Origin of the sequence: Nitrogeniibacter aestuarii (assembly GCF_017309585.1) — a bacterium.
GTDB lineage: Bacteria > Pseudomonadota > Gammaproteobacteria > Burkholderiales > Rhodocyclaceae > Nitrogeniibacter > Nitrogeniibacter aestuarii.
Map to the genome: position 1 here is coordinate 101,998 of NZ_CP071321.1, position 21,013 is coordinate 123,010.

16 protein-coding genes are annotated in these 21,013 nt (G+C 63.4%); 10 read left to right on the forward strand and 6 right to left on the reverse strand.

Annotated elements, in window-relative coordinates; translation table 11 throughout:
- Positions 1-119: 119 nt before the first annotated feature.
- Together J0W34_RS00475 and J0W34_RS00480 are read right to left on the reverse strand one after the other, a co-directional pair.
- Positions 120-1,217, reverse strand: coding sequence for an aromatic ring-hydroxylating dioxygenase subunit alpha (locus J0W34_RS00475; protein ID WP_230970260.1), 1,098 nt, complete (start codon positions 1,215-1,217; stop codon positions 120-122).
- A gap of 43 nt (positions 1,218-1,260) precedes the next feature.
- Entirely contained in the window at positions 1,261-2,226 is a 966-nt protein-coding gene (locus tag J0W34_RS00480) for a PDR/VanB family oxidoreductase (RefSeq protein ID WP_230970261.1), read from the reverse strand.
- Positions 2,227-2,482: 256 nt separating this feature from the next.
- On the opposite strand from J0W34_RS00480, the gene J0W34_RS00485 reads away from it, so the two are divergent.
- On the forward strand, positions 2,483-4,204 hold the full coding sequence (locus J0W34_RS00485) for a sigma-54-dependent Fis family transcriptional regulator (RefSeq protein ID WP_230970262.1): 1,722 nt from the start codon (positions 2,483-2,485) through the stop codon (positions 4,202-4,204).
- A gap of 15 nt (positions 4,205-4,219) precedes the next feature.
- On the opposite strand, the gene J0W34_RS00490 is transcribed toward J0W34_RS00485, so the two are convergent.
- Complete coding sequence (locus J0W34_RS00490) at positions 4,220-5,119, reverse strand: LysR family transcriptional regulator (RefSeq protein WP_230970263.1); 900 nt, start codon at positions 5,117-5,119, stop codon at positions 4,220-4,222.
- 190 nt (positions 5,120-5,309) lie between these two features.
- On the opposite strand from J0W34_RS00490, the gene J0W34_RS00495 reads away from it, so the two are divergent.
- The 3 genes from J0W34_RS00495 to J0W34_RS00505 all read left to right on the forward strand — a co-directional run bounded on the left by J0W34_RS00495 (position 5,310) and on the right by J0W34_RS00505 (position 10,172).
- Entirely contained in the window at positions 5,310-6,962 is a 1,653-nt protein-coding gene (locus tag J0W34_RS00495) for a DUF1302 domain-containing protein (protein ID WP_230970264.1), read from the forward strand.
- A gap of 26 nt (positions 6,963-6,988) precedes the next feature.
- On the forward strand, positions 6,989-8,332 hold the full coding sequence (locus J0W34_RS00500) for a DUF1329 domain-containing protein (protein ID WP_230970265.1): 1,344 nt from the start codon (positions 6,989-6,991) through the stop codon (positions 8,330-8,332).
- 160 nt (positions 8,333-8,492) lie between these two features.
- Complete coding sequence (locus J0W34_RS00505) at positions 8,493-10,172, forward strand: sigma-54-dependent Fis family transcriptional regulator (protein WP_230971709.1); 1,680 nt, start codon at positions 8,493-8,495, stop codon at positions 10,170-10,172.
- Between the two features lie 663 nt (positions 10,173-10,835).
- Here the strand turns inward: J0W34_RS00505 and J0W34_RS00510 are convergent.
- Both J0W34_RS00510 and J0W34_RS00515 read right to left on the reverse strand, forming a co-directional pair.
- Positions 10,836-12,704 (reverse strand): ATP-binding protein, encoded by a 1,869-nt coding sequence (locus J0W34_RS00510; RefSeq protein WP_230970266.1) that lies wholly within the window; start codon positions 12,702-12,704, stop codon positions 10,836-10,838.
- A gap of 617 nt (positions 12,705-13,321) precedes the next feature.
- The gene (locus J0W34_RS00515) at positions 13,322-16,099 is read right to left on the reverse strand and encodes an ExeM/NucH family extracellular endonuclease (protein WP_230970267.1); all 2,778 of its coding nucleotides are present in this window, start codon (positions 16,097-16,099) and stop codon (positions 13,322-13,324) included.
- Between the two features lie 189 nt (positions 16,100-16,288).
- Here J0W34_RS00515 and J0W34_RS00520 point away from each other — a divergent pair, with 189 nt between their 5' ends.
- Together J0W34_RS00520 and cowN are read left to right on the forward strand one after the other, a co-directional pair.
- A complete protein-coding gene (locus tag J0W34_RS00520; protein ID WP_230970268.1) occupies positions 16,289-16,930 on the forward strand; it encodes a Crp/Fnr family transcriptional regulator in 642 nt (213 codons plus the stop codon).
- Positions 16,931-16,995: 65 nt separating this feature from the next.
- The gene (gene cowN / locus J0W34_RS00525) at positions 16,996-17,292 is read left to right on the forward strand and encodes a N(2)-fixation sustaining protein CowN (RefSeq protein ID WP_227818045.1); all 297 of its coding nucleotides are present in this window, start codon (positions 16,996-16,998) and stop codon (positions 17,290-17,292) included.
- Positions 17,293-17,303: 11 nt separating this feature from the next.
- On the opposite strand, the gene J0W34_RS00530 is transcribed toward cowN, so the two are convergent.
- Complete coding sequence (locus tag J0W34_RS00530) at positions 17,304-18,221, reverse strand: LysR family transcriptional regulator (RefSeq protein ID WP_230970269.1); 918 nt, start codon at positions 18,219-18,221, stop codon at positions 17,304-17,306.
- Positions 18,222-18,393: 172 nt separating this feature from the next.
- Here J0W34_RS00530 and J0W34_RS00535 point away from each other — a divergent pair, with 172 nt between their 5' ends.
- The 4 genes from J0W34_RS00535 to J0W34_RS00550 all read left to right on the forward strand — a co-directional run bounded on the left by J0W34_RS00535 (position 18,394) and on the right by J0W34_RS00550 (position 20,977).
- Complete coding sequence (locus J0W34_RS00535; protein WP_230970270.1) at positions 18,394-18,837, forward strand: DUF695 domain-containing protein; 444 nt, start codon at positions 18,394-18,396, stop codon at positions 18,835-18,837.
- Between the two features lie 408 nt (positions 18,838-19,245).
- Positions 19,246-19,584, forward strand: a complete 339-nt coding sequence (locus tag J0W34_RS00540) for a 2Fe-2S iron-sulfur cluster-binding protein (RefSeq protein WP_230970271.1) — start codon at positions 19,246-19,248, stop codon at positions 19,582-19,584.
- A 21-nt stretch (positions 19,585-19,605) separates the two neighbouring features.
- Positions 19,606-20,541: a catechol 2,3-dioxygenase gene (locus J0W34_RS00545; RefSeq protein WP_230970272.1), complete on the forward strand. Its 936-nt coding sequence runs from the start codon at positions 19,606-19,608 to the stop codon at positions 20,539-20,541.
- A gap of 157 nt (positions 20,542-20,698) precedes the next feature.
- Positions 20,699-20,977 carry a phenol hydroxylase subunit gene (locus J0W34_RS00550; RefSeq protein ID WP_230970273.1) on the forward strand — a complete coding sequence of 93 codons (279 nt, stop codon included), beginning with the start codon at positions 20,699-20,701 and terminating at the stop codon, positions 20,975-20,977.
- Positions 20,978-21,013 lie beyond the last annotated feature (36 nt).

Genomic DNA, 21,013 nt, shown 5'->3' on the forward strand with positions numbered 1-21,013 from the left:
TAATTGTGTGCGTCCGGAGTTCCCCGACTTGTCGGTCATCGTTGCGTGGGCCAGGCTTCTGACCTTGCCATAAAAAAACCCGGCACACGGCCGGGTCAAGGACTGAAGCAGTCAGGAATTCAGTGGGCAGGCGCCAGCGCGGGCGTCTTGGCTTCGGCCTTTTCCGCTTTCGCCTTTTGCTCCGCATCGATCATCTGTTGCAGCAGACGACGCACCCGCACCGGGCCCAGATCCGAGCTGATCAGTACCGGGCAGAGGGCGAAGAAGTCGGTGGTGCCCATGTTCTTGTGCACTTCGGTGAGGATCGGCCCGTCTTCGTTGGCGAAGGCGCCGTGCATGGCTTCAATCTTCATCTTGTTGAAGTCGGCATCCTCTTCAATGTGATTACGTCGCGTGGCGAAGAAGTAGTGGGTGTTGTCCGCGTCTTCCGGCGTGCAGGCGTGCAGGTCGTACTGGCCGACGGTGTGCTCGTAGTCGAGCGGGGCGTTGTCGTCCTGGGTGGCGCCGATGGTCAGTTGCAGGTTGGTGGGGGCGGACCAGGTCACGCGCACGAAGTGGCGGGCTTCCACGCCCGGCTCGGCCAGGAAGTCGTTGAAGATCAGCATGGGCGGGGTCTGCGACCAGTTCCACTGCACCGCCACTTGGCCGTTGTTCTCTTCCAGCTTGGGGATCATGGGCGAGAGCTGGCCACGGGTGGTGATGATCTCGCCGTGCACATGGTCCACATGCGACAGGTCCATCACGTTGTCGGTGATCAGCTCGTAGTAGCAGGGCCACTTCATGTAGGTGTGGGCAATGCCGTTGTCGTGGCCGATGTCCAGGGTGCCGAAGTCGGGCAGGGCGGATTCGTCCGCCGGTTGGTCGCCCATCCAGATCCAGATGAAGCCGTGGCGCTCGAGCAGAGGGTAGCTCTTCACCTGTGCGGCCGCCGGGATCTTCTGGTTGCCGTGCGGGTTCCTGGTGCACTTGCCGCTGCAATCGAAGGTGAGGCCGTGGTAGGGGCACACCACCGCGTCGCCGTCGCGCTTGCCCATCGACAGGGGCACGAAGCGGTGCGGGCAGCGGTCGTAGAGGGCCACGGGCGTGCCGTCGGCCTTGCGGTAGATCACCACCGGGGTTTCAAGCAGGGTGCGCTTGAACAGGGCTTCGCCTTCCACTTCGGTGGACAGGGCGGCCACATACCAGGTGTTCATCAGGTACTTGTGCTGTGTCTCCATGGTCTTTTTCTCTCTTGTGTTGATGCGTGGATGGGGTTGGGGATTACAGGTCGAGCAGCAACTTGCCCTTGCCGCGCGAGCAGCACGGGGTGAACTGGTTGTTGGCCTGGTGTTCCGCGTCGGTCAGGAACATGTCGCGGTGGTCCGGTTCGCCGTCGAGCACGCGGGTGAGGCAGGTGCCGCAGATGCCCTGCTCGCACGACAGCGGCACGTCGAAGCCGGCTGCGTGCAGGGCGACGATGGCGGTCTGCTCGGCGCCGACGCGAATCGACTGGCCGGTGCTGTTGATCACCATCTCGAAGCTGCCGTCGTCGCTGGTGTCGATGGCGGGGGCGGAGAAGCGCTCGGAATGTACGTTGGCCTCGGCCCAGCCGGCGGCGCGGGCGGTGTCGATGACGTGGTCCATGAAGCCGTTGGGGCCGCACACATACAGGTGCGTGCCGGTTTCCGGCGTGGCAAGGAGGGCGGCCGTGTCGAGCTTGCCGGCCTCGGGCAGATCGTCGTGATAGACATGCACCCGGTCAGCCCAGGGGGCGGTGGCGAGTCGGTCCAGATACGCCGCGCGGTGCCTGGTGCGGCTGCAGTAGTGCAGCTCGAAGTCGGCACCGGACGCATGCAGGGCCTCGGCCATAGCAATGATCGGGGTGATGCCGATGCCGCCCGCGAACAGCAGCGAGCGTTGCGCGTCGGTGGCCAGCGGAAAGAGGTTGCGCGGCAGGCTGATCTCGAGGGTGTCGCCTTCGTGCAGGTCGTCGTGCACACAGGCGGAGCCGCCACGACTGGCCGGGTCGCGCAGGATGCCCAGCTCGTAGCCGGCATCGGTCTGGCGGGCAATGGAGTACTGGCGGATCAGGCCGTTGGGCAGGTGCAGGTCGATATGGGCACCGGGCTCGGCCGGGGGCAGGGGCTCGCCATCGGCGGAAGCCAGGGTCAGGCCGATGATGTCGTCGGCCAGCCTGGCTCGGTGAGCGATGCGGGCCTGAAGGCGCAATTCGTTGCTTGCGTTCATGGGTGTCTCCTCCATGGGCGTGTGTCGCGGCCGATCTAGGTGTCGGCACTGCGTGTGTGGAGAACGCTTACGCAATCGATGTGCCAGCGGGCACGCCGCAGGCCGGAAATGCCCATGGGGCGGGGTGTTGCGGCGATCAGTCGGGTCTATCCGGCCATCAGGAAAATGAATTGATGCCCTAAAACAGGCAGCTCGGTGTGTTTGATTTCATGCAACTGCATGAGATGATGAAATCCAGTCTCAATCCGGACCGCCCATGTCGCCGACCCGTTCCGCCTTCGAACTGCATGCCCACGCCGAGCGCGATGAGTTCATCGCCCGGCACCTGCGCATGGCGCCCGACGAGGGCGAAATCCGCCTGTTCGATCAGCGCATGCTGCTCATGCACGGATACTCGCTCGCGGCCCTGCGGCGCGAGCTGATCGAGCGCCTCGGGCTGGAAAAGACCCGTGAGCTGTTCACCCGCCTGGGCTATCAGCAGGGGGTGGAGGATTCACACCACCTGCGCGCGCAGGTGGGCGGTGACGTGGCGCAGGCCATGGCGCTGGGCCCGCGCCTGCGGGAAATTGAAGGTTTCGTGCGCAACCGGGCCGTGGAGCAGATGCAGTTCGACACCGAGTCCGGCCAGTTCCGGGGCGACTACTACTGGCAGTCGTCCTGGGAGGCGGAAACCCATCTGCGCGAGTTCGGCGTCAGCGGCACCCCGGCCTGCTGGATGATGGTGGGCTACGCCTGTGGCTACACCACGGCCATGATGGGGCGCCCGGTCATCTGGCGCGAGATCGAGTGCGTGGCCATGGGCCATGAGCGCTGCCGGGTGATCGGCCAGCCCATCGAAGAATGCGATGCCAACGACGAGGCACTGCGCTTTTTGCAGGTGGAGGATTTCATCTCCGCGCCGCGTCACCGTGCGGTCGTGGCGGGCGCAGACCTCGGCCCCGCGAGCGACAGCGGCCTGCCCGATCTGGTCGGCGCCTCGGCGGGGTTCAATGCCGTGGCCTATCGACTCAAACGGGTGGCGCCCACCGATGCCACGGTGCTGTTCATGGGCGAGAGCGGCGTGGGCAAGGAGCGCTTCTCCAAGGCGCTGCACGCCATCGGCCCACGGGCGAGCCAGCCTTTTGTCTCGGTGAATTGCGCCGCCATACCGCAGGAGCTGGTGGAGGCCGAGCTGTTTGGCGTCGAGAAGGGGGCGTTCACCGGTGCCAATGCGGCACGGCCCGGTCGCTTCGAGCGCGCCAATGGCGGCACGCTATTCCTCGACGAGATTTCGTCGCTGCCCATGCATGCCCAGGGCAAGCTGCTGCGGGTGCTTCAGGAGGGCGAGGTCGAGCGCGTGGGTGACACCCAGGTGCGCAAAGTGGATGTGCGCATCGTCGCAGCCGCCAACCGGGACCTGCGCGAGGCGGTGAAGGCGGGCGAGTTTCGTGAGGACCTGTTCTTCCGCCTCAACGTGTTCCCCATCCTCATTCCGCCGCTGCGCGAGCGCCGCGAGGATATTCCCTTGCTGGTGAACGTGTTCATGCAGCGATATGCCCAGCGCTTCGGCAAGGGTATTGCCGGGGTGACCCGCCGGGCGACCGAAGCGCTGCAGGCCTACGACTGGTCGGGCAATGTGCGCGAGCTTGAGAACATGATCGAACGCGGCGTCATCCTCGCAGACGAGGGCGCCAGCCTGGATGTGCAGCATCTGTTCTCGGGCGGTGAGGTGCTGCCCGATCTGGCGCCCGCGACCGTCATGCCCCGATTGCCGCAGGCGGACGAGGCGCCCAGGCAGGCAAGCGATGCCGCGCCCATCGATACGGCCCAGCAGCAGCTGGATGCACTGCTGGCCGAGGCCGGCTCGCTCGATGGCATCGAGACCCTGATGATGCAGCATGCCTTGCGCCAGACCGGCGGCAATGCCTCGGCGGCGGCGCGGCTGCTGGGGCTGGGGCGCGGCCAGTTCGAATACCGTCGCAAGAAGCGCGGGGTGTGATCGAACGGGCTGTGATCAATCGGGCGCAGTGCGCTTGCGGTATTCATCCACCACTTCAAGCAGGCCGGCCAGAATCGGCGAGGTATCGCCCTTGCGATAGAAGCAGGTGAGATCCACACGCCCGTCGGGGATGTCGGTCAGCTCCCGGTAGGCCACGCCCGGCACGCGCAGGGTGGAGGCCGAACTGGGCACCACGCAGATGCCGAAGCCGCAGGCCACCAGCGCCACGGCGTTGACCGTATCGCCCACGGCTTGCGACACGTTCGGCTGAAAACCCGCCTGGGCACACATGCCCATGAGCTTGTCGATGAAACTCGGGCGGGTGCCGGTGGGAAAGATCACCAGCGGGAAGGGCGCAATGTCCGGAAACGAGACCGTGTCGAGCTGCGCCAGCGGATGGTGGATGGGCACGGCCAGCATGATGCGTTGCGAGGTCACCAGGCGCATTTCCAGATCGGGTTGCGCTTCCAGAATGCGGTTGAAAGCCACGCTGATGCGCTTCTGGCGCAAGGCCTCGATCTGCTCGGCCTTGGTCATGGTGTGCAGCACCACCTTCACATCCGGATAACGGGTGCGAAAGGCCATGAGCACTTCGGGAATCACATCCAGAATGGCCGACCCGAAAATCGCCACGTCGATGCGCCCCAGCCGGCCCTGGCCGGCGCGCTGGGTGCGCTCGGTGGCCTGCTCCACCAGCGACTGGATGTTGCGTGCCTCCTCCAGAAACAGCTCGCCCGCCGGGGTCAGTTCCATGCCCTTGGGCGTGCGGTTGAACAGCACGACGCCCAGGTCGGCCTCGAGCTGTTGAATCTGTCGGGTGAGGGGCGGTTGCGAGATATGCAGCCGGGCCGCGGCGCGCCCGATGTTGGCCTCTTCGGCCACCGCCACGAAGTAACGTAGTTGACGCAGATCCACAGGCTCACCTCTCAAGGGATTATGGCTGGGATACCTAAAAGGTATTGCTCGACAAGAACAATGGTATTGGACGGTAACAAGAATGACACGCTACCGTCCAGTGCGCATGCGTCCCACATGGCATCCGGTGTTGCCATTGGGGTATGACAAGCGCCAAGAACCAGAACCATAAATACAGGGAGACCACACCATGAGCACGCGCCTGCCGCGGCTTCGCCACGCCCTCATTCCGCTGGTCATCGCCAGCCTCTGTGCGCCCGGCGCCGCCAATGCCTTTCGCATCCAGACCGATAATCGTGACATCAAGATGTCGTGGGACACCACCGTCAAGTACAGCGCCGCGTGGCGGGTGCGCAGCGCGGACGATCAGGTGGCGGGCGACCCCACGACGGCGCAGGTGAACACCAACGATGGTGATCTCAACTTCGACAGGGGACTGATCTCGAACCGCCTCGATGTGCTCACTTCTTTCGATCTGAGCTTCAAGCGCAAATATGGCCTGCGGGTGAGTGGTCAGGGCTGGTACGACTCGGTCTATCACGACGATACCGACAACCCGGGCAACATGGGCATCAACCAGGTGTCGACGCCCGCAGACCAGTTCGTCAAGGACACCGAGCAGCTCCACGGTCAGCACACCGAGTTCATGGACGCGTTCATCTATGGCAACTTCTCGCCCAAGCGCAAACGCCTCAATCTCAAGCTCGGTCGCTTCACCCAGCTCTACGGCGAGAGCCTGTTCTTCGGTGCCAACGGGGTGGCCGGCGCCCAGACGCCGCTCGATCTGGCCAAGGCGCTCAGCGTGCCCAACCCCGAATTCAAGGAGGTGGCCCGGCCGGTCGGGCAGGTGAGCGCACAACTGCAGCTGAACTCCGATGTGTCCATCGGCGCCTACTACCAGTGGGAATGGCGCAAGACCCGCGTCCCCGGCGCCGGCAGCTACTTCAGCTTTGCCGACTTCGCCGATGAGGGGGGCGAGCGCCTGCTGCTCGGCCCGGGGGTGTTCCTCCACCGTGGCAAGGACATTCACGCCAAGGACAACGGCCAGGGCGGGGTGCAGATGCGCATCAAGTCGGGTGACAACGAGTTCGGTCTGTATGCGGCGGTGTTTCACGACAAGATGCCGCAGTTCTATGCCCGGCCCGGTGTGAACGCGCGCAGCGTCAACGACATTGGCGACTATGTGCTGGTGTACGGCGAGAACATTCGCCTCTTCGGTGGTTCGTTGACCACGCTGGTGGGTGACACCAACGTCGCGGCCGAATTGTCGATCCGCGAGAACATGCCGCTGGTCGCAGCGGGTAACACGGTGGTCATTCCCGGCGACAGCCGGGCGGATGGCGGCGCACGCGCGGCCTTCCCGAAAGGCAAGACGCTGCACTTCAATGCCTCGGCCATCGGGGTGTTGCCGGCCAGCCGCTTCTGGGATGGCGCCTCCTTCATGGGTGAGTTCGCGTTCAACCACGTGATGTCCTACACCGACAACGCGGACCGGGTGGACCCGAGCGCCACGCGAAGTGCCTCGGCCATTCAGGCGGTGTTCCAGCCCGAGTACTTCCAGGTGCTGCCGGGGCTGGACCTGCAGGTGCCCATCGGCATCAGTTACGGCATCGACGGGCGCTCATCGGTCAATGGCGCGCTGTTCCCGTCCGAACATGGCGGCAGCGTGAACCTCGGCCTCAAGGCGAAGTATCAGCAGGTGTGGCACGGCAGCGTGAACTACACGCACTACTTCGGCCCCGATGGCGCCATCATCCGCGCCGTCGGCACGCCGCTGCTGAGCTACGACAACGTCCACGGTGATCGGGACTTCGTCTCCGTCTCCGTCGAACGCACTTTCTGACCCACGCCCGGGATCGAGGAGGCAACATGAATCGTCAGTTCAAACTGATGGCGGCCGCTGTCGTGCTTGCGGCCATGCACATCGCCCACGCCGCAGTCCCCGAAGAACAGGCCGCCAAACTCGGCCAGTCACTCACTCCCCTGGGCGCGGAGAAAGCCGGTAACGCCGATGGCAGCATCCCGGCGTGGACCGGTCAGGTCATGCTCACCAGCGGCGAGAAGATCGGCGACGTGCCCAAGGCACTGTTCCCCGACGAGCAGCCCGTACTGAGCATCAGCGCCACCAACATGGATGCGCACAAGGCACGACTCACCGAAGGCACCATCGCGCTCATGCAGCGCTACCCGAGCACCTTCCGCATCGACGTGTATCCCACCCACCGCACCGCCGTGGCGCCGGACTACGTTTATGAAAACACCCGCCAGAACGCCACCCGCTGCACCCTGACCGAGGACAAATCCCTCGAGGGCTGCTACGGCGGCATTCCTTTCCCGATCCCCAAGAGCGGGCTCGAGGTGATCTGGAACCACCTGCTGCGGGTGGAGCCCGAGTCCATCGAGATGAGCTTCAAGAACATCGTCGGCGCCTCGAACGGCTTGAAGATGCTCGCCACACAGAATGAAGAGGCCTGGCAGTACCCGTACTACTACCGCGATGGCAATGTGGACGACTGGGAAGGCGAGTACTGGCTGCAGCGCTTCTACACCGTGGCGCCGCCGTTCAAGGCCGGGGAGTCGCTGGTGATCCGTGACGGTATCGACCCGGACACCCCGCGTCAGGCCTGGCAATACATGGTCGGACAGCGCCGGGTGCGTCGTGCACCGACCGTGGGCTACGACACGCCGGACTTCGTCTCATCGGGGGCCAACTACTTCGACGAAGTGATGGGCTTCATGGGGCATCCGGGCCGTTATGACTGGAAACTGGTCGGCAAACAGGAGATGTATATCCCCTACAACGCCAACCGGGCGGTGACCGCGCCTCAGGAGGCAGCCTACATGGACGCCCACCTCAACCCGGACGTGTTGCGTTGGGAACTGCACCGGGTGTGGGTGGTGGAGGCGACTGTCGCCGAGGGCGAGCGCCACGCGGTGCCGCGGCGCGTGTTCTATTTCGATGAAGACACCTGGCAACTCGTGCTCATGGACGGCTACGACCGCAACGGCAAGCTGTGGCGCACCTCGCAGGTGACCCCGTTCTATGTGCCGGGCATCCCGGCCGTAACCATCAAACCGGTGACCGTGTTCGATCTGCGTGCGCAGACCTTCTGCACCGTGCAGGCGCTCAATGGCGAACGCTACCGGGTGGTCGAACCACGCGATGAAACCTACTTCACCGGCGACGCGGTGGCGGCGGAGACGTCGCGCTGATGGTCGCGTGACTGCGTGTCCGACCGTGCCCGACCGTGTCGGACAGGGCGCCCCGCCCGTGGGGCGCCCTGTGTCGTTTCCGGCGAGTGCCGGCGCGTTGGCGCACTGAGGTAAAGTTGTCGCCAGGAAGTGGCCCGTGCGAGGCGACTGCGGAGACATGATGGCCGATCAGAAACTCATCGAGAAATTCAACCTGCGCTCCCGCCTGCGCTTCAACATCGACGCCGGGCAGATCTGGCTCGACGAGAACCGCATGCTGCTGCTGCACGCCAAGGCCATGGGCCACATGCGGCGCGAGCTGTTCGACGCCCTGGGCGAGCACGGCGCCCGCGGGGTGCTGATCCGCATGGGCTTCGGCGCCGGCCAGCAGGATGCCGAACTGGCGCGCTCGCTCATCGGCGAGGGCGACCCCTACGATGTGTTCAACATCGGCCCCGAGCTGCATGCCTTCGAGGGCATGGTCAAACCGACCATCACCAAGAAGGAGATCGACTGGGAGAAAGGCATTTTCATCGGCGAGGTGCTGCTGGCCAACACTTGGGAGGCCGAATCCCACATCCAGCACTTCGGCATCGGTGACGACCCGGTGTGCTGGACCATCGTCGGCTATGCCTCGGGCTATACCAGCCAGTTCTTCAAGCGCTTCATCGTGTTCCGCGAGGTGACGTGCATGGGGCGCGGCGACCACGCCTGCAAGCTGCTGGCCAAGCCCGCAGAGCTGTGGGACCCGAGCGACGGCTATCTCGACTACTTCCGCCAGAACCCGGCCTCCTACCCGATGCGCCGGCTTGAAGACGAACTCACCGCTCTGCGTGGCCGTGCCCGTGGCCCGGTGAGCACCGAAGGCGAGATCGTGGGCAATTCGCCGGAATTCCGCGCCGCCTTCGATCTGGTGCGCAAGGCCGCCAACAGCCCCATCAACGTGTTGCTGCTGGGCGAGACCGGTGTGGGCAAGGAGATGTTTGCCCGCTGGATGCACGACAACAGCGACCGCGCCAGCGGCCCCTTCGTGGCCATCAACTGCGGCGCCATCCCGCACGACCTCATCGAATCGGAACTGTTCGGTGTCGAGAAGGGCGCCTTTACCGGCGCCCAGCATTCACGCCCCGGCCGCTTCGAGCGCGCCGACGGTGGCACCCTGTTCCTGGATGAAGTGGGCGACCTGCCGCTGGCCGCGCAGGTCAAGCTGCTGCGTGTGCTGCAGACCGGCGAAGTCGAACGCCTGGGCGATCACCAGATCCGCAAGGTGAACGTACGACTCGTCGCCGCCACCAACGTCGATCTGCCCAAGGCCATTGCCGAAGGCCGCTTCCGTGCCGACCTGTATTACCGCCTGTCCACCTACCCGGTCACCCTCCCGCCCCTGCGCGACCGCCCCGGCGACATTCCGCCGCTGGCCAGTGCGCTCATCGCCAAATATGAAAAGAGCTACGGCAAGCAGCTCGGCGGCCTCACCGACCGCGCCCTGCGCGCCCTGCTGAACCACACCTGGCTGGGCAACGTGCGTGAGCTGGAAAACCTCGTCGAGCGGGGCGTGCTGCTCGCCCCCGAAGGCGGCCAGATCGAAGTCGAACACCTCTTCGCCGACCCCCCGGCCGAACGCGACGCCGGTGCGCAGGTGGACGTCTCCGGCGTGGTCGGCAACGCCGAGGAATCGAACCGCAACCGCCTGTGCGAACAGGTGCTCGACCGCCAGAATTTCAACCTGGACGCCCATGAGCAACGCCTGATCGAGCTGGCCGTGCAGCGCGCCAACGGCAACCTGACCCACGCCGCCAGAGCCTTGGGCATCACGCGGCGGCAGTTGTCGTATCGGTTGAAGCGCGGGGGTGGTGACTGAGCGGGGGGTTGCTGCTTATGTGACAAGTTCAGGTAGGCGCTGCGGCTGATGAGGGTGTCGCGAAGTCAACAGGGCTCTGTTTAGAGCCCTGTATTTTTTGAATTCCTGACTCACGGTCGGGAACGGAGCAACCGATTTCCTTGGATGTTTTCCCAAGGGCGGTTTTCGCCTCGAAGCAGACGTTGAACGCCCGGTTATGTGTATCTTTGCTAGGGGCCGCACCGGATGGTGAATTCCTTGTACCCCATAGCATTGACACTGATATTCGGTGGCTTTCCACGAACTTCGACTGGAGCTGCCATAAGCTGAAAAGTGGTGATATCTGAACCAAATTTCCTGGAAGCGACGCTCGATACTTGCGTTGTTTGGCCATTGGCTGTGGAGCAATAGACTTCGACTCGGGTAGCCTCGATGCCTTCGAACACATACTCGTTCACCGGCGTAACTTTGCATTCGGCGTACCCGGGTAAATCGGCTACTGAAATATGAAGCCAATCGTTTCCAGGACGAAACTGCTTCACTTCCCTTGAGGCCCCATCTAGGACTTCAATCTTCCACGTACAGAATTGAGCAGTTGCCGGAATTGGCAGTACTAGTGCTGATAGAAGTAGGAGATGTCGCATCTTTTTCTTCACATAGCGCCCACGTTCAGGTGACTCCGTCCTATTGGCGCAGTACTTGTGTGACTTCATTAAGCCACCTCAGCAATTCACCATCGGCGTCGATCTCGGCCAGCAGGTCAGGCGTCATGTGCGAAGGAGCTTGGGAGCACAATACCCGTTTAGCTCTCGAGATCTTTTTTCCTTTCTTTTCATCGTCAAGCTCCTCCCAAGGAGTGGTGCTCTCAGATTGACTATGCACGAGCCGAGCAACCTCGGTTGGGACGTCGTCGAACGGGCCAAAGTTTTCGTCCCGGGCTAGTTCGATGTTCAGGCCGGCGTATGCAGCCTTTATCGCATCTATGTGCAGGTAGTTTTCAATCTCAAGCTTTCCTGTGCATTGGGCTGTGCAATCAGCTCGACCATTTACGGCGTCTACGTGATCTTGGTACTTCGGCTGCTCTGGTGGAGTGGTATCGCGATCATAGAGGTGAAATTCCGGCCGATTTAAGTTCTCAAGTCTGGACGACCAAAGCGCGAGCGTAGACCCACCCAAGGGAAAGAAGATCAGCCTTCCATCAACTTCTGCGGCTTCGAGGTCGGCAACCGCAACGCCGTCACGCGACAATCTTGAAGATATCCGCTGTAGGAATGCGATGTCATTCGGTCCCTCGACGCCGACGAACAACTTCACTGTTGAATCGGGCAAAACTCCCAGGGCACGGGCAAAAAGGGTGTTTGTGTCGGGGCCGCCCAGCTGCAACGCACGCGTACCGTTATCTTCAACATGGATATATCGCAAGCACTGATCTGGGAGGCTTCTCGCTAGCATCGGTGTATGAGTCGTAACCACCACCTGGTACTCTGACGAGAGGTCCATCAAGGCCCTTAGCAAGACTCGCTGGTTAGTAGGATGCTGACTGGTTTCAGGCTCCTCGATAGCATAGATAACCGATCCATGATCAGATTTTTGTGCTGCCTTTTCCGCTTTCGCTCGGAAGAAGCTCAGGAGGACGAGCCGCTTTACTCCACTTCCTCTTTTGTTGATCGGGATATCGTCGTCACCGGTGATACTTGCCTTGAACAGGTTTTCCCACTTCGGAGGCTGGAAGGTCGGGTTGAGTTGGGATGCCAGGTTTGCATCCATCTCCTGCAACTTCTTTAAGGTTTCGTCAGCGATTGATTTGACCTGTGATTGTACGAACTCCTCAATCTCTTTGAGCTTGGCTTCCTGCTCCTTAATCGCTTCTTTTACCGCTGCCTTCAATGGGTCCTGCGCTTCAGCATCTTGATCGGTGCTTACCCTATCGGATTTGAATAGCGCCAGAGCCGGGATGTATTTCTTCAGTTCTGTCCAAATTTTTTTAGCGTTGTCGTCGTTTAATGGCACAAAGTTTGGTGTCGGAGCAAGATCTCCGAGGTGGTCACGAATTCGGTGGCGGAGTTGTGAATTTACCTTTTGATCGACGCCATCGAGGTTGACCCCGAGATCTCTAGCTCGAGCTTTTAGGTCGGCATTCTTCAACTGAAGGAGGTCAGCAGCCCCGTCAGTTGATGGATGCACGCAGTACGCCTCAACACTAGAGCACTTTGGGGACTTCAAGTCACCGCTGTAACGCTTGTGAATTTCCAGCTGCCCTTCGGCGTTGAGGAGATATTCGCTAGCTAGGGTTGTAGGAAACGCGTCGTCAATAATTATTTCTGGTGGAAGGTCTGAGAATTCACATGCGATCACCAGGTCTTTGGGGTTGCCTGATTTTGCTGCGTCATCTGCATCGGGCGCGCCGTCGTTAAGGAAAATCTCCATTGCATCCATCAACGACGACTTACCAGAATCGTTCTTCCCAATCAGCGCAGTGATGTCGGCGAACGGAACGCAGAACTCATCCGAATAGCAGCGGAAGTTGCGAACCCTAAGAGTTTCAAGTTTCATCAAGTCACCGAGCTTGTTGTAGACCGCAAATTGCGGGCGTAACCGTGTGGCTGCGGTATAACGTTCCGAAACCCGCAGGCTTGAACCGCTTGCGGAACTTGAGATTGGGCAGTGTGGTGCGTTTATTTTCAGTCATAACCAAATCAACAAACCCCGCAGTCGTATAAGGGAATTCTGAACCCGCAATACACGACGAGCATACGATTGGCATGACGTCATGTCTATCGAATGTGTTCGAGCGGCTTACGCCAAGGACCGCTTCAGGTGCGTACCAGACATAGCGAAGCGTCATCCGCCATTTCTCAGTCTCGATGGGGCTCTTCCGCCCTAGGTTCAGGCGACCCGCCAAGCATGGCACTCACGTGGGGCGGCAGGGGCAGGGTGTCGTGGATAGGCAGCACCTTTGCATCCGGTAAGGCGGCGACCAGTTCGCGCCACACGTGAGCGCCGGGCCGGCCGAATCAGGAGCCGATGATGGACACGGTCCTGGATATCTCCTGTGCAGGAATCGCGGTCCGCTGCGTCGCGTTGTATTCCCCCGCCTATTCGCATCGGGCTCAACCCACAAGAAAAATGGCCCGTCTGAGGACGGGCCATCGGCTTCAAGGTGAGCGCACTCAGCGATGTCTGGGTACGGAAACCACCGTCTGCTTGATGGTGGTGTTACCGGCGGCATCGGTGGCGGTGTAGGTAAGCGTGTATTCGCGACCGTGGCCACGTCTGCTGCGCTCGGCGCGCAGACCGATGGTCTGGTCATCGATGATCACGATATCCCCGTGGGTGTGGCCGTCGCCATGGCCGTTGTCCTGCTCGTTCGAGGTGACCGACAGCAGCTTGACCGTGGGTGTCTCGCCACTGTCGTCGCTGGCGGTGATGCTGGCGTGCACTTCGACCATGCGGTGATTGGGCGGCCACAGCATGTCGGCGTCCAGCGTCACTTCCAGCGTCGGGGCGATCAGGTCCAGACCCACCAGCACCGGATCGTGGTCGGACGAGCGATAGGCGTCGGGGGCGTAGAGGGCGTCTTCCGCATCGGCCTTGAAGCTCGTGTCGTAGTCGATCAGGTCCGGTTCGTCGGCATTGATGTGCCAGACCGTGGTGCCGGTGACGGCCGGGGCGAGGCTGGCGCTGGCCAGTGCGTGGTCGAGGTAGCCGGCCTGGCCGTCGAATACGTAGGAGTAGGCCGTGTCGCCACCGAAGGCCGCGAGCAGGTTGGTGTAGCCGGCTGAACGCAGGGCCGTGATCGGGTCTTCCCGGGTATAGCTGTTCAGATCGCCGATGACGAGGGTGCGGGTGCTGCCGCTGGCGGTCGGGTCGCTGGCCAGCCAGTCGGCCAGCGCCTGCGCGGCCGTAGTGCGGGTCAGGTTGCAGTTGCCCTGACCGTCGCCCAGATCGGGGTCGTTCAGGTCATTGCAGTCAGAGCCCTTCGACTTGAGGTGATTGACTGCCACGGTGAAGCGCTCGCCGCTGACGGCCGAGGCGAAGGTCTGGGCCAGGGCCGGGCGGTTCTTGTCGTCGATGAAGCGGGCGTCCATCGAGCTGTCGAGCACCGCAAAGCTGCCGACCGGGCTCACGCGGGCTGGCTTGTAGAGCAGGCCGACGCGAATGGCGTCGGTGCCGACCACACCGGTGTCGATGAAGGCATAGGTGCCGGCACCGACGCGGTCATTGAGGCCCGCCACCAGATCGGCCGCAGGCTCGACCCCGGGGGTGTTTTCCATTTCGATCAGGCCGATCACGTCGGCATCGAGGCCCGCCAGGGCCGACAGGATCTTCTCGCGCTGACGGGTGAATTCCTCGGCCGTGTCGGCGCCACGGCATTCCATGTCCTGTGCCGCGCCGCAGATGTCGGCGCCGGTGTCGAGACTCAGGAAGTAGTTGAGCACGTTCATGCTCGCCACACGGACGTTGCCGCCCACCTCCGCCGGTGCATCGGGCCGGTCGTTGAGGCTCAGGTAGGTGCCGTACCCGGTGGGTTGCAGGCGGTAGCGGCCGAAGGTTTCGTCCACCACGCCGGTGATGCCGCTGACGGTGTCGCCCCCGCGGAAGCGGTTGTTGAGCGTGAAGGCTTCGCCGTTGCCCGGATGGATCGGCGGGGTCGGGTTCTGGGTGCTGCGCCCGTCGTCGATGAGCAGGCGGCGGGTGACGTAGTCGGCGGCGAGCTGGTTGGCGTCGGCGCCCGGCGCGGCCACGGCGGTGGGGGTGTAGAAGCGGCTCTGGCCTTCGGGCGGCAGGCCGATCACCACCTCGCCGTAGCGGTCGAAGTTGAAATACTCGCTGATGACCAGTTCCTGCGGCAGCTGGACCAGCATGCCCTCGTAGGCCTCCATGGCCTCGGCGCTGTCGAGCGGGAAGAGCAGGGCGGTCGGGGTGATCGTCTCGCCGCTGCCGCACACTTGCACGGTGGGCGAGCCGCTCATCTCGGTCATCGAGCTGCCGCCGCTGGTGGTGTATTCGATCACCGTGCCGTTGACCCGCACCCGGTCGCCCACCGCCACACTGAAGCTGCTGCTGCCGGTGAAGACGAACAGGCCTTCCGAGGTGGTCGGGTCGCCGTCTTCGTCGCCAGCCTCTTCCTGAATATAGAAACCGCGCAGGCCCGGCATCAGCGCCGTCACGACCGCTTCCACGCTCTGAGCGCCGCCCAGTGCGAAGGTGGCACCGCTGCCCTGGATGGCATGGATCGGGGTGGCTTCGTCGCCGCACTGTCCGGCGACCACGGTCGGCTCGGTGGCATTGGGCAGCCCCGGCGTGTTGAGCGCTTCACCCGGTTCCAGCGAGCCGGCCTGACCGGCGATGCCCGCCAGATCGAAATCATTGCGCACCCAGTCCTGCGGCGAATCGGTGTCGACGCCATCGGGCAGGCGCGAGGCGCCGCCCGGGGCGAAGCTGCTGATGCCGTCGTAGTTGCGGCCCAGGGTCGGGCCGTAGGTCAGGTCGCTGCTGCCGCCATCGTTGATGGCAACCGAATCGACGATCTCGCGCCACGGCGTGGCATCGAACGTGCCGTCGTTGTCGGTGTCCACATCGTCACCGGCGGCGCCGCTGAAGTCTTTGACCAGCAGCAGGGTCATGGAGCCGTTCTCCAGCTCATTGGCCGCCAGCGACTTGAGCAGCAGACCGTCGGGGTTGGTCGTGCCATCGACCGGAATCACCGAATCGATGGTGCCGGCGGCCGTGCTGTCGCCCTCGATCTCGAGCAGGGTGTAACCACTGACCGCGGTGTTCGGGGCGCCGACGAGTTCAACGTACTCCACGTCGGTGCCGGCGGTGCTGGCGGAAAACTCGTTGATCAGCAGTTCGCCCGCGGCCAGTGCCGGCGGGGTTGCGAACAGGGTCGAGATGGCCAGCGCGAGCGTGCGCTGGGTGGCAAGGCGGTGGCGACGTGTCGTCATGATCGGTGGGTTCCCCTGCGGTTGATTCTGTCGGATGTCCGGCGCATGCGCGCAAGCCCACCATTGGACGCAGTGGATGTTGCATCGACATGTCATGCGCACGACGTGTTCATGACGAGGTAGATCCCCCGATCGGCGGGCATCAAACTTGCGACCCGGTCGGGGTCCGCCCTGCACAGACGATGGAACATGACCCCTGCCCACGCCCCGCATCAGGCCTTCATCGACATGCCCGCCCGCCGCAGGACGCTGCCGGCCGGGTATCTCGTGGCGACGCCGAATCACACGGAAAATCAGGTGTTCATGGTCGAATCCGGGCGTTTGAGGGTGTCTCTGACGGGCCAGAGCCGGGCGCTCACCCTGAGCTACCTCGAACCGGGCGACATCTACACCACCCATACTCCCACCTACATCGAAACCGTGTCGCCCACGGTGCTTCGCATGGTCGAAACCGCACAATTCGCACAACAGTTGCGCACCGACCCGGCCGCCATCGGCACCGTCATGCGGGTGCTGGGACGATTGCTGGAAAACTCGGTGGCCCTGGTCGAGGATCTGGCCTTTCGGGACGTGCCGGCCCGGCTTGCGCGATTTCTGCTCGGCCTGGCCGAACGACGCGGGACGGCCGTGGCCGGCGGAGTGCTGGTCCCGCTGGAACTGAACATGGAAGACGTGGCCAGCCTGCTGGGGACCACCCGCCAGACCGCCTCCAGCCTCATGAACCAGTTCGAGCGCGACGGCTGGCTGCAGCGGCCCACGCGCCGCTCCGTGCTGGTGACCAACATGGCGCGCCTCGAGGCGCTGGCCGGTCGCGACGGCAGTGTCGGCTAGCCGACAGACCCGGGCGGCTGACGTGGCCTAGCATCGGGGCCACGATTCCGTCCCCGAGGCCTTTCATGAGCACCCCCAGCCGCTGCACCCCGACGACCGACCGCTATGTGAGCTTCAAGGGCATCGATTGCGCCGGTAACGCTCGCGCCCTCATGGCGCGCATCGAACACCACATGACCCACGGTCACGGTTCGGCCTTCTGGGATTACTTCATGAACAAGCGCAAGGCGCAGTCAGGGCCGACGCCGGATGAGCTGTTCCTCATTCATTCGAACCTGAACCAGGTGCGCGAGCTGTTCGAAGCGGCGGACGATGAGGACGCCCTTGAACTGCTGTTCCGGCTCGAAGAGGAATGCTGCTGAGCCCTGGTTGCTCAATCGACGTCTGGCCAGACCGCCTCGACGGCGGCGATCAGTGCGCCGAGGAGCGGGCTTTGCGCCTGCGTGTTCGGCCAGACAAAGTTCAGGCGGACGGGCGGCAAGGCCATCGGCAGCGCGCAGATGGCACGTGAGGCGGCCGCGCGCTCGATGTCTTCCCGGCGCGAAATCGCCACGCCCACGTTGGCCGCCACCATGGCGAGGATGGAATCCTTGCGATTCACCACCGCCGCGCGGGCCGGCGTCTGCCCCATGGGTGCGAACAGCGCGTCGAGCACCTGCGTCTGGATGTGATCCGGTGCGTTGTGGATCCACGGTTCGCGCACCAGGGTGTCGAGATCGGCGCCGGCCAGTCGTGCCTGCCAGGCGAGGGGGGCGGCAATGGCCATGTCCTCGTCGCGGATGTGACGATGGGCGAAGCGGGCCGGGTCGACGGGCCCGCTCGCGAAACTCGCATGCAGATCGCCCGCCTGCAGCTTGGCGAGGTTGGCGCCGGTGCTCCCGGCGAGCAGCTCGAGCGCGATGCGCGGATGGCGCGCTGTCATGAGGCGCTGGAGTTCGGGGAGGCGGAGAAACTCGGCATCGGTATTGATGCCCACGCGCAGCACCCCCACCAGCTCGCCACGCAGTTCAGCCGCCCGCGCCTGAACCTGCCCGGCGGCGGCCAGGGTGCTTGTGGCGAGCGTCAGCAACTCCGTGCCCGCCGGGGTCAGCGTCATGCCTTTGGGTGTGCGCTCGAACAGCGTCAGTCCGAGCATGCCTTCCAGCGCCTTGATGTGGGCGCTGATGGTGGGCTGGCTCAGGCACAGGCGTTCGGCGGCGCGGGTCAGGTGTCCGGCGTCGGCAACGGCGCAGAAGGTTCTGAGGTGATAAAGCTCCACGGGGCCTGCCTGGGGTTGAACGCGGTCAAGCATACACGCGCGCCGGGGCGGACAGCATGGGTGGAACACCGGCTGCAGGCCGGAGAAACGTTTGCCGGTGTCACTCAATCTTCATAATCGTGACGAAAGTCCGCATGGCACGAATAAGCCCAATGGCATAATCCGCCGACATTCGGGCAGTCGGGCATCGGATCTGGAGAAGCGAATGAAGGGCGTGGGCGCAGACGAAGACAAGGATTGGGTGGTCACCCGGCTCATGGGTGACAAGGGTCTGTGCCAGCTGCGCGTCGCCCGGCTGCCCGACGGCTTCGACTTTTCGGCGTATGCCGACCGGGTTCACATCCTCTGGCGATTCGACGGTGGCGACGAGGCCATGCCGAGCGCGGCTGAAGAGGCGGCCATGGCCGAATTCGAACACGCGCTCGTCGACATGCTCAGGGCCGATCGCCAGGGCGCGCTGGTCATGGTGCTCAACGAGCTGGGTCATCGGGAGTTCGTGATTCACATCACCCGCGAGGACCGGCTCATCCACTATCTCAATACCATCGACGAAGCCATTGCCCTGCCCATCGAGGTCCAGGCCGATTCGGACGCAGACGGAACCTTCTTCAAGGCCCACGCAGGGCATCTCCTTCACAAGACCGCCTGACCCCCGGCGTACCCCATCCCCATCGGTTCGAGCCGTTTCCCGGCGATGGTCCGAGGGAACGCGGTTGTCCGTGAAACCGCTGCCCCCTGATTCACCACACCCCTTCGTTGCTGCGCCTGACTTCGCTCTTCGCGCCGGACAAGAATGTTGCGGTGCACATAAGCCATTGATTCCAAATGGGTTTGTTGCGGCGCAGCTTGACCAATTTGTCACCCGATCATTGAAGGTGTTCCAAATGGTCATGCGATCTCCCGGCCTTTTTCTGGTCAAAATCTCGAGAAAGTAACGAAATCAAGCACTTGGTCCGGCTGGCACGCCCCCTGCATTAATAGCGTTGAGGGCGCGATTAGAAAAATTGATCCCCGCGCCCGACTGACAAAACCGTCAGGACATGCTGGAGGAGACGCCATGCACTACCAGGTCACGATCGAAGAGACCGGCGAGCGCTACACGTGCGGTGAGCAGGAGAACCTGCTGATCGCCATGGCCCGTTCCGGTCGTCGCGGCATCCCGGTGGGGTGCCGCGGGGGTGGCTGTGGTGTCTGCAAGGTGGAGGTCACGGCCGGGGAATACGAGACCCGCGCCATGAGCTGCCAGCATGTCACCGAGGAAGACCGGGCCGAGCGCCGTTTGCTCGCTTGCCGTGTGTTTCCCCGGGGCGATGTGTCAGTGAAGGTGCTGGGCAAGATGCACAAGGCGGTCTGTACGAACGCCGGCTTGCGCCCGACAGAGAAAACCAGAATCTGATTCGTTGAGGAGGAGATCCAAATGGCAATGACCGGTGTTTTGCGTCCGGGTCACGCGCAGTTGCGCGTGATGAATCTGGAAGAAGGGGTGCGTCACTATCGCGACGTGCTGGGTATGGTCGAGACTGGTCGTGACAGCCAGGGCCGCGTGTATCTGAAGTGCTGGGATGAGCGCGACCACAACAGCCTGGTGCTGCGCGAGGCCGATCGGGCCGGCATCGACTTTGTCGGCTTCAAGGTGCTCGACACCGCCACGCTCGACAAATTCGAGCGCGACCTGCAGGAATACGGCCTCAAGACCGAGCGCATTCCGGCCGGCGACATGATGGAAACCGGCGAGCGCGTGCGCTTCGAGATCCCGACCGGGCATCTGGTCGAGCTCTATGCCGAGAAGACCCAGGTGGGCAATGGCCTGCAGAAACTGAACCCCGAGCCCTGGACCCCGGCGGCCGAGAAAGGCATCGCCCCGGCCCGCTTCGACCACCTGCTGCTGTACGGGCCGAACGTGGCCGAAGCCAAGAAGATCTTCTGCGACGTGCTGGGCTTCTATCTGGTCGAGCGCGTGCTCGGGCCGGACGGCGAGGGCGAGGCGGCCATCTGGTTGTCCTGTTCCCACAAGGTGCACGACATCGCCTTCGTGGAGCACCCGGAGCCGGGCAAGCTGCATCACCTGTCCTTCATGCTCGAGAGCTGGGAAGAAGTGCTGCGTGCCGGCGACATCATGTCCATGAACAAGGTGCCCATCGACATCGGCCCGACCCGCCACGGCATCACCCGCGGCTGCACCATCTACGCGTGGGACCCGTCGGGCAACCGCTTCGAGACCTTCATGGGCGGCTACCAGCCCTATCCCGACTACGAGCCCACCACCTGGACCTTCGACGGCCTGGGCGAGGGCGGCGGTCTGGACTACCCGCAGCGCAAGCTGCACGAGAGCTTCCTGACCGTGGTGACCTGATGCCCGATGGCCTTCCCCTTCAAGGGGAGGCCAGGAGGGGATGGGTCTTGCGGCCGTGTATCAAAACCCATCCCCACCCCAGCCCTCCCCTTGAAGGGGAGGGAGCCTACGCACCGGGCCCATGAATTGCCCGGTGTTCAACAAGGAGACGCCAGCCATGGCATCAGCACATCCGAGCGCCCCGCGGGCGACCCGGCAGGGCGAGTTCGACCCCATGCGCAAGTTCGTGCGGGTGCGCGAGCTGCGCAAGGACGGGTTCGTGGAGTTCGACTTCGCCATCGGCGAGCCGGAGATCTACGTGGAGATGATCCTCCACGCCGACGCCTTCGATGACTTCTGCGCGGACAACCAGGTGGAGTTCCTCACCGATGAACCCGCCGCAGAGGATGAGCAGCAGTGGCGCCTGAGCCAGACCTCGGGCCGCCAGTTCAAATAAGAACCATGCCCCACCGGGCACACGGAGAGACACGAC

Coding starts and splice junctions, on each gene's coding strand:
- J0W34_RS00475 (WP_230970260.1), bottom strand. CDS start 1,217: ATGGAGACACAGCACAAGTACCTGATGAACACCTGGTATGTGGCCGCC.
- J0W34_RS00480 (WP_230970261.1), bottom strand. CDS start 2,226: ATGAACGCAAGCAACGAATTGCGCCTTCAGGCCCGCATCGCTCACCGA.
- J0W34_RS00485 (WP_230970262.1), top strand. CDS start 2,483: ATGTCGCCGACCCGTTCCGCCTTCGAACTGCATGCCCACGCCGAGCGC.
- J0W34_RS00495 (WP_230970264.1), top strand. CDS start 5,310: ATGAGCACGCGCCTGCCGCGGCTTCGCCACGCCCTCATTCCGCTGGTC.
- J0W34_RS00500 (WP_230970265.1), top strand. CDS start 6,989: ATGAATCGTCAGTTCAAACTGATGGCGGCCGCTGTCGTGCTTGCGGCC.
- J0W34_RS00505 (WP_230971709.1), top strand. CDS start 8,493: ATGGCCGATCAGAAACTCATCGAGAAATTCAACCTGCGCTCCCGCCTG.
- J0W34_RS00510 (WP_230970266.1), bottom strand. CDS start 12,704: ATGAAACTTGAAACTCTTAGGGTTCGCAACTTCCGCTGCTATTCGGAT.
- J0W34_RS00515 (WP_230970267.1), bottom strand. CDS start 16,099: ATGACGACACGTCGCCACCGCCTTGCCACCCAGCGCACGCTCGCGCTG.
- J0W34_RS00520 (WP_230970268.1), top strand. CDS start 16,289: ATGACCCCTGCCCACGCCCCGCATCAGGCCTTCATCGACATGCCCGCC.
- cowN (WP_227818045.1), top strand. CDS start 16,996: ATGAGCACCCCCAGCCGCTGCACCCCGACGACCGACCGCTATGTGAGC.
- J0W34_RS00530 (WP_230970269.1), bottom strand. CDS start 18,221: ATGCTTGACCGCGTTCAACCCCAGGCAGGCCCCGTGGAGCTTTATCAC.
- J0W34_RS00535 (WP_230970270.1), top strand. CDS start 18,394: ATGAAGGGCGTGGGCGCAGACGAAGACAAGGATTGGGTGGTCACCCGG.
- J0W34_RS00540 (WP_230970271.1), top strand. CDS start 19,246: ATGCACTACCAGGTCACGATCGAAGAGACCGGCGAGCGCTACACGTGC.
- J0W34_RS00545 (WP_230970272.1), top strand. CDS start 19,606: ATGGCAATGACCGGTGTTTTGCGTCCGGGTCACGCGCAGTTGCGCGTG.
- J0W34_RS00550 (WP_230970273.1), top strand. CDS start 20,699: ATGGCATCAGCACATCCGAGCGCCCCGCGGGCGACCCGGCAGGGCGAG.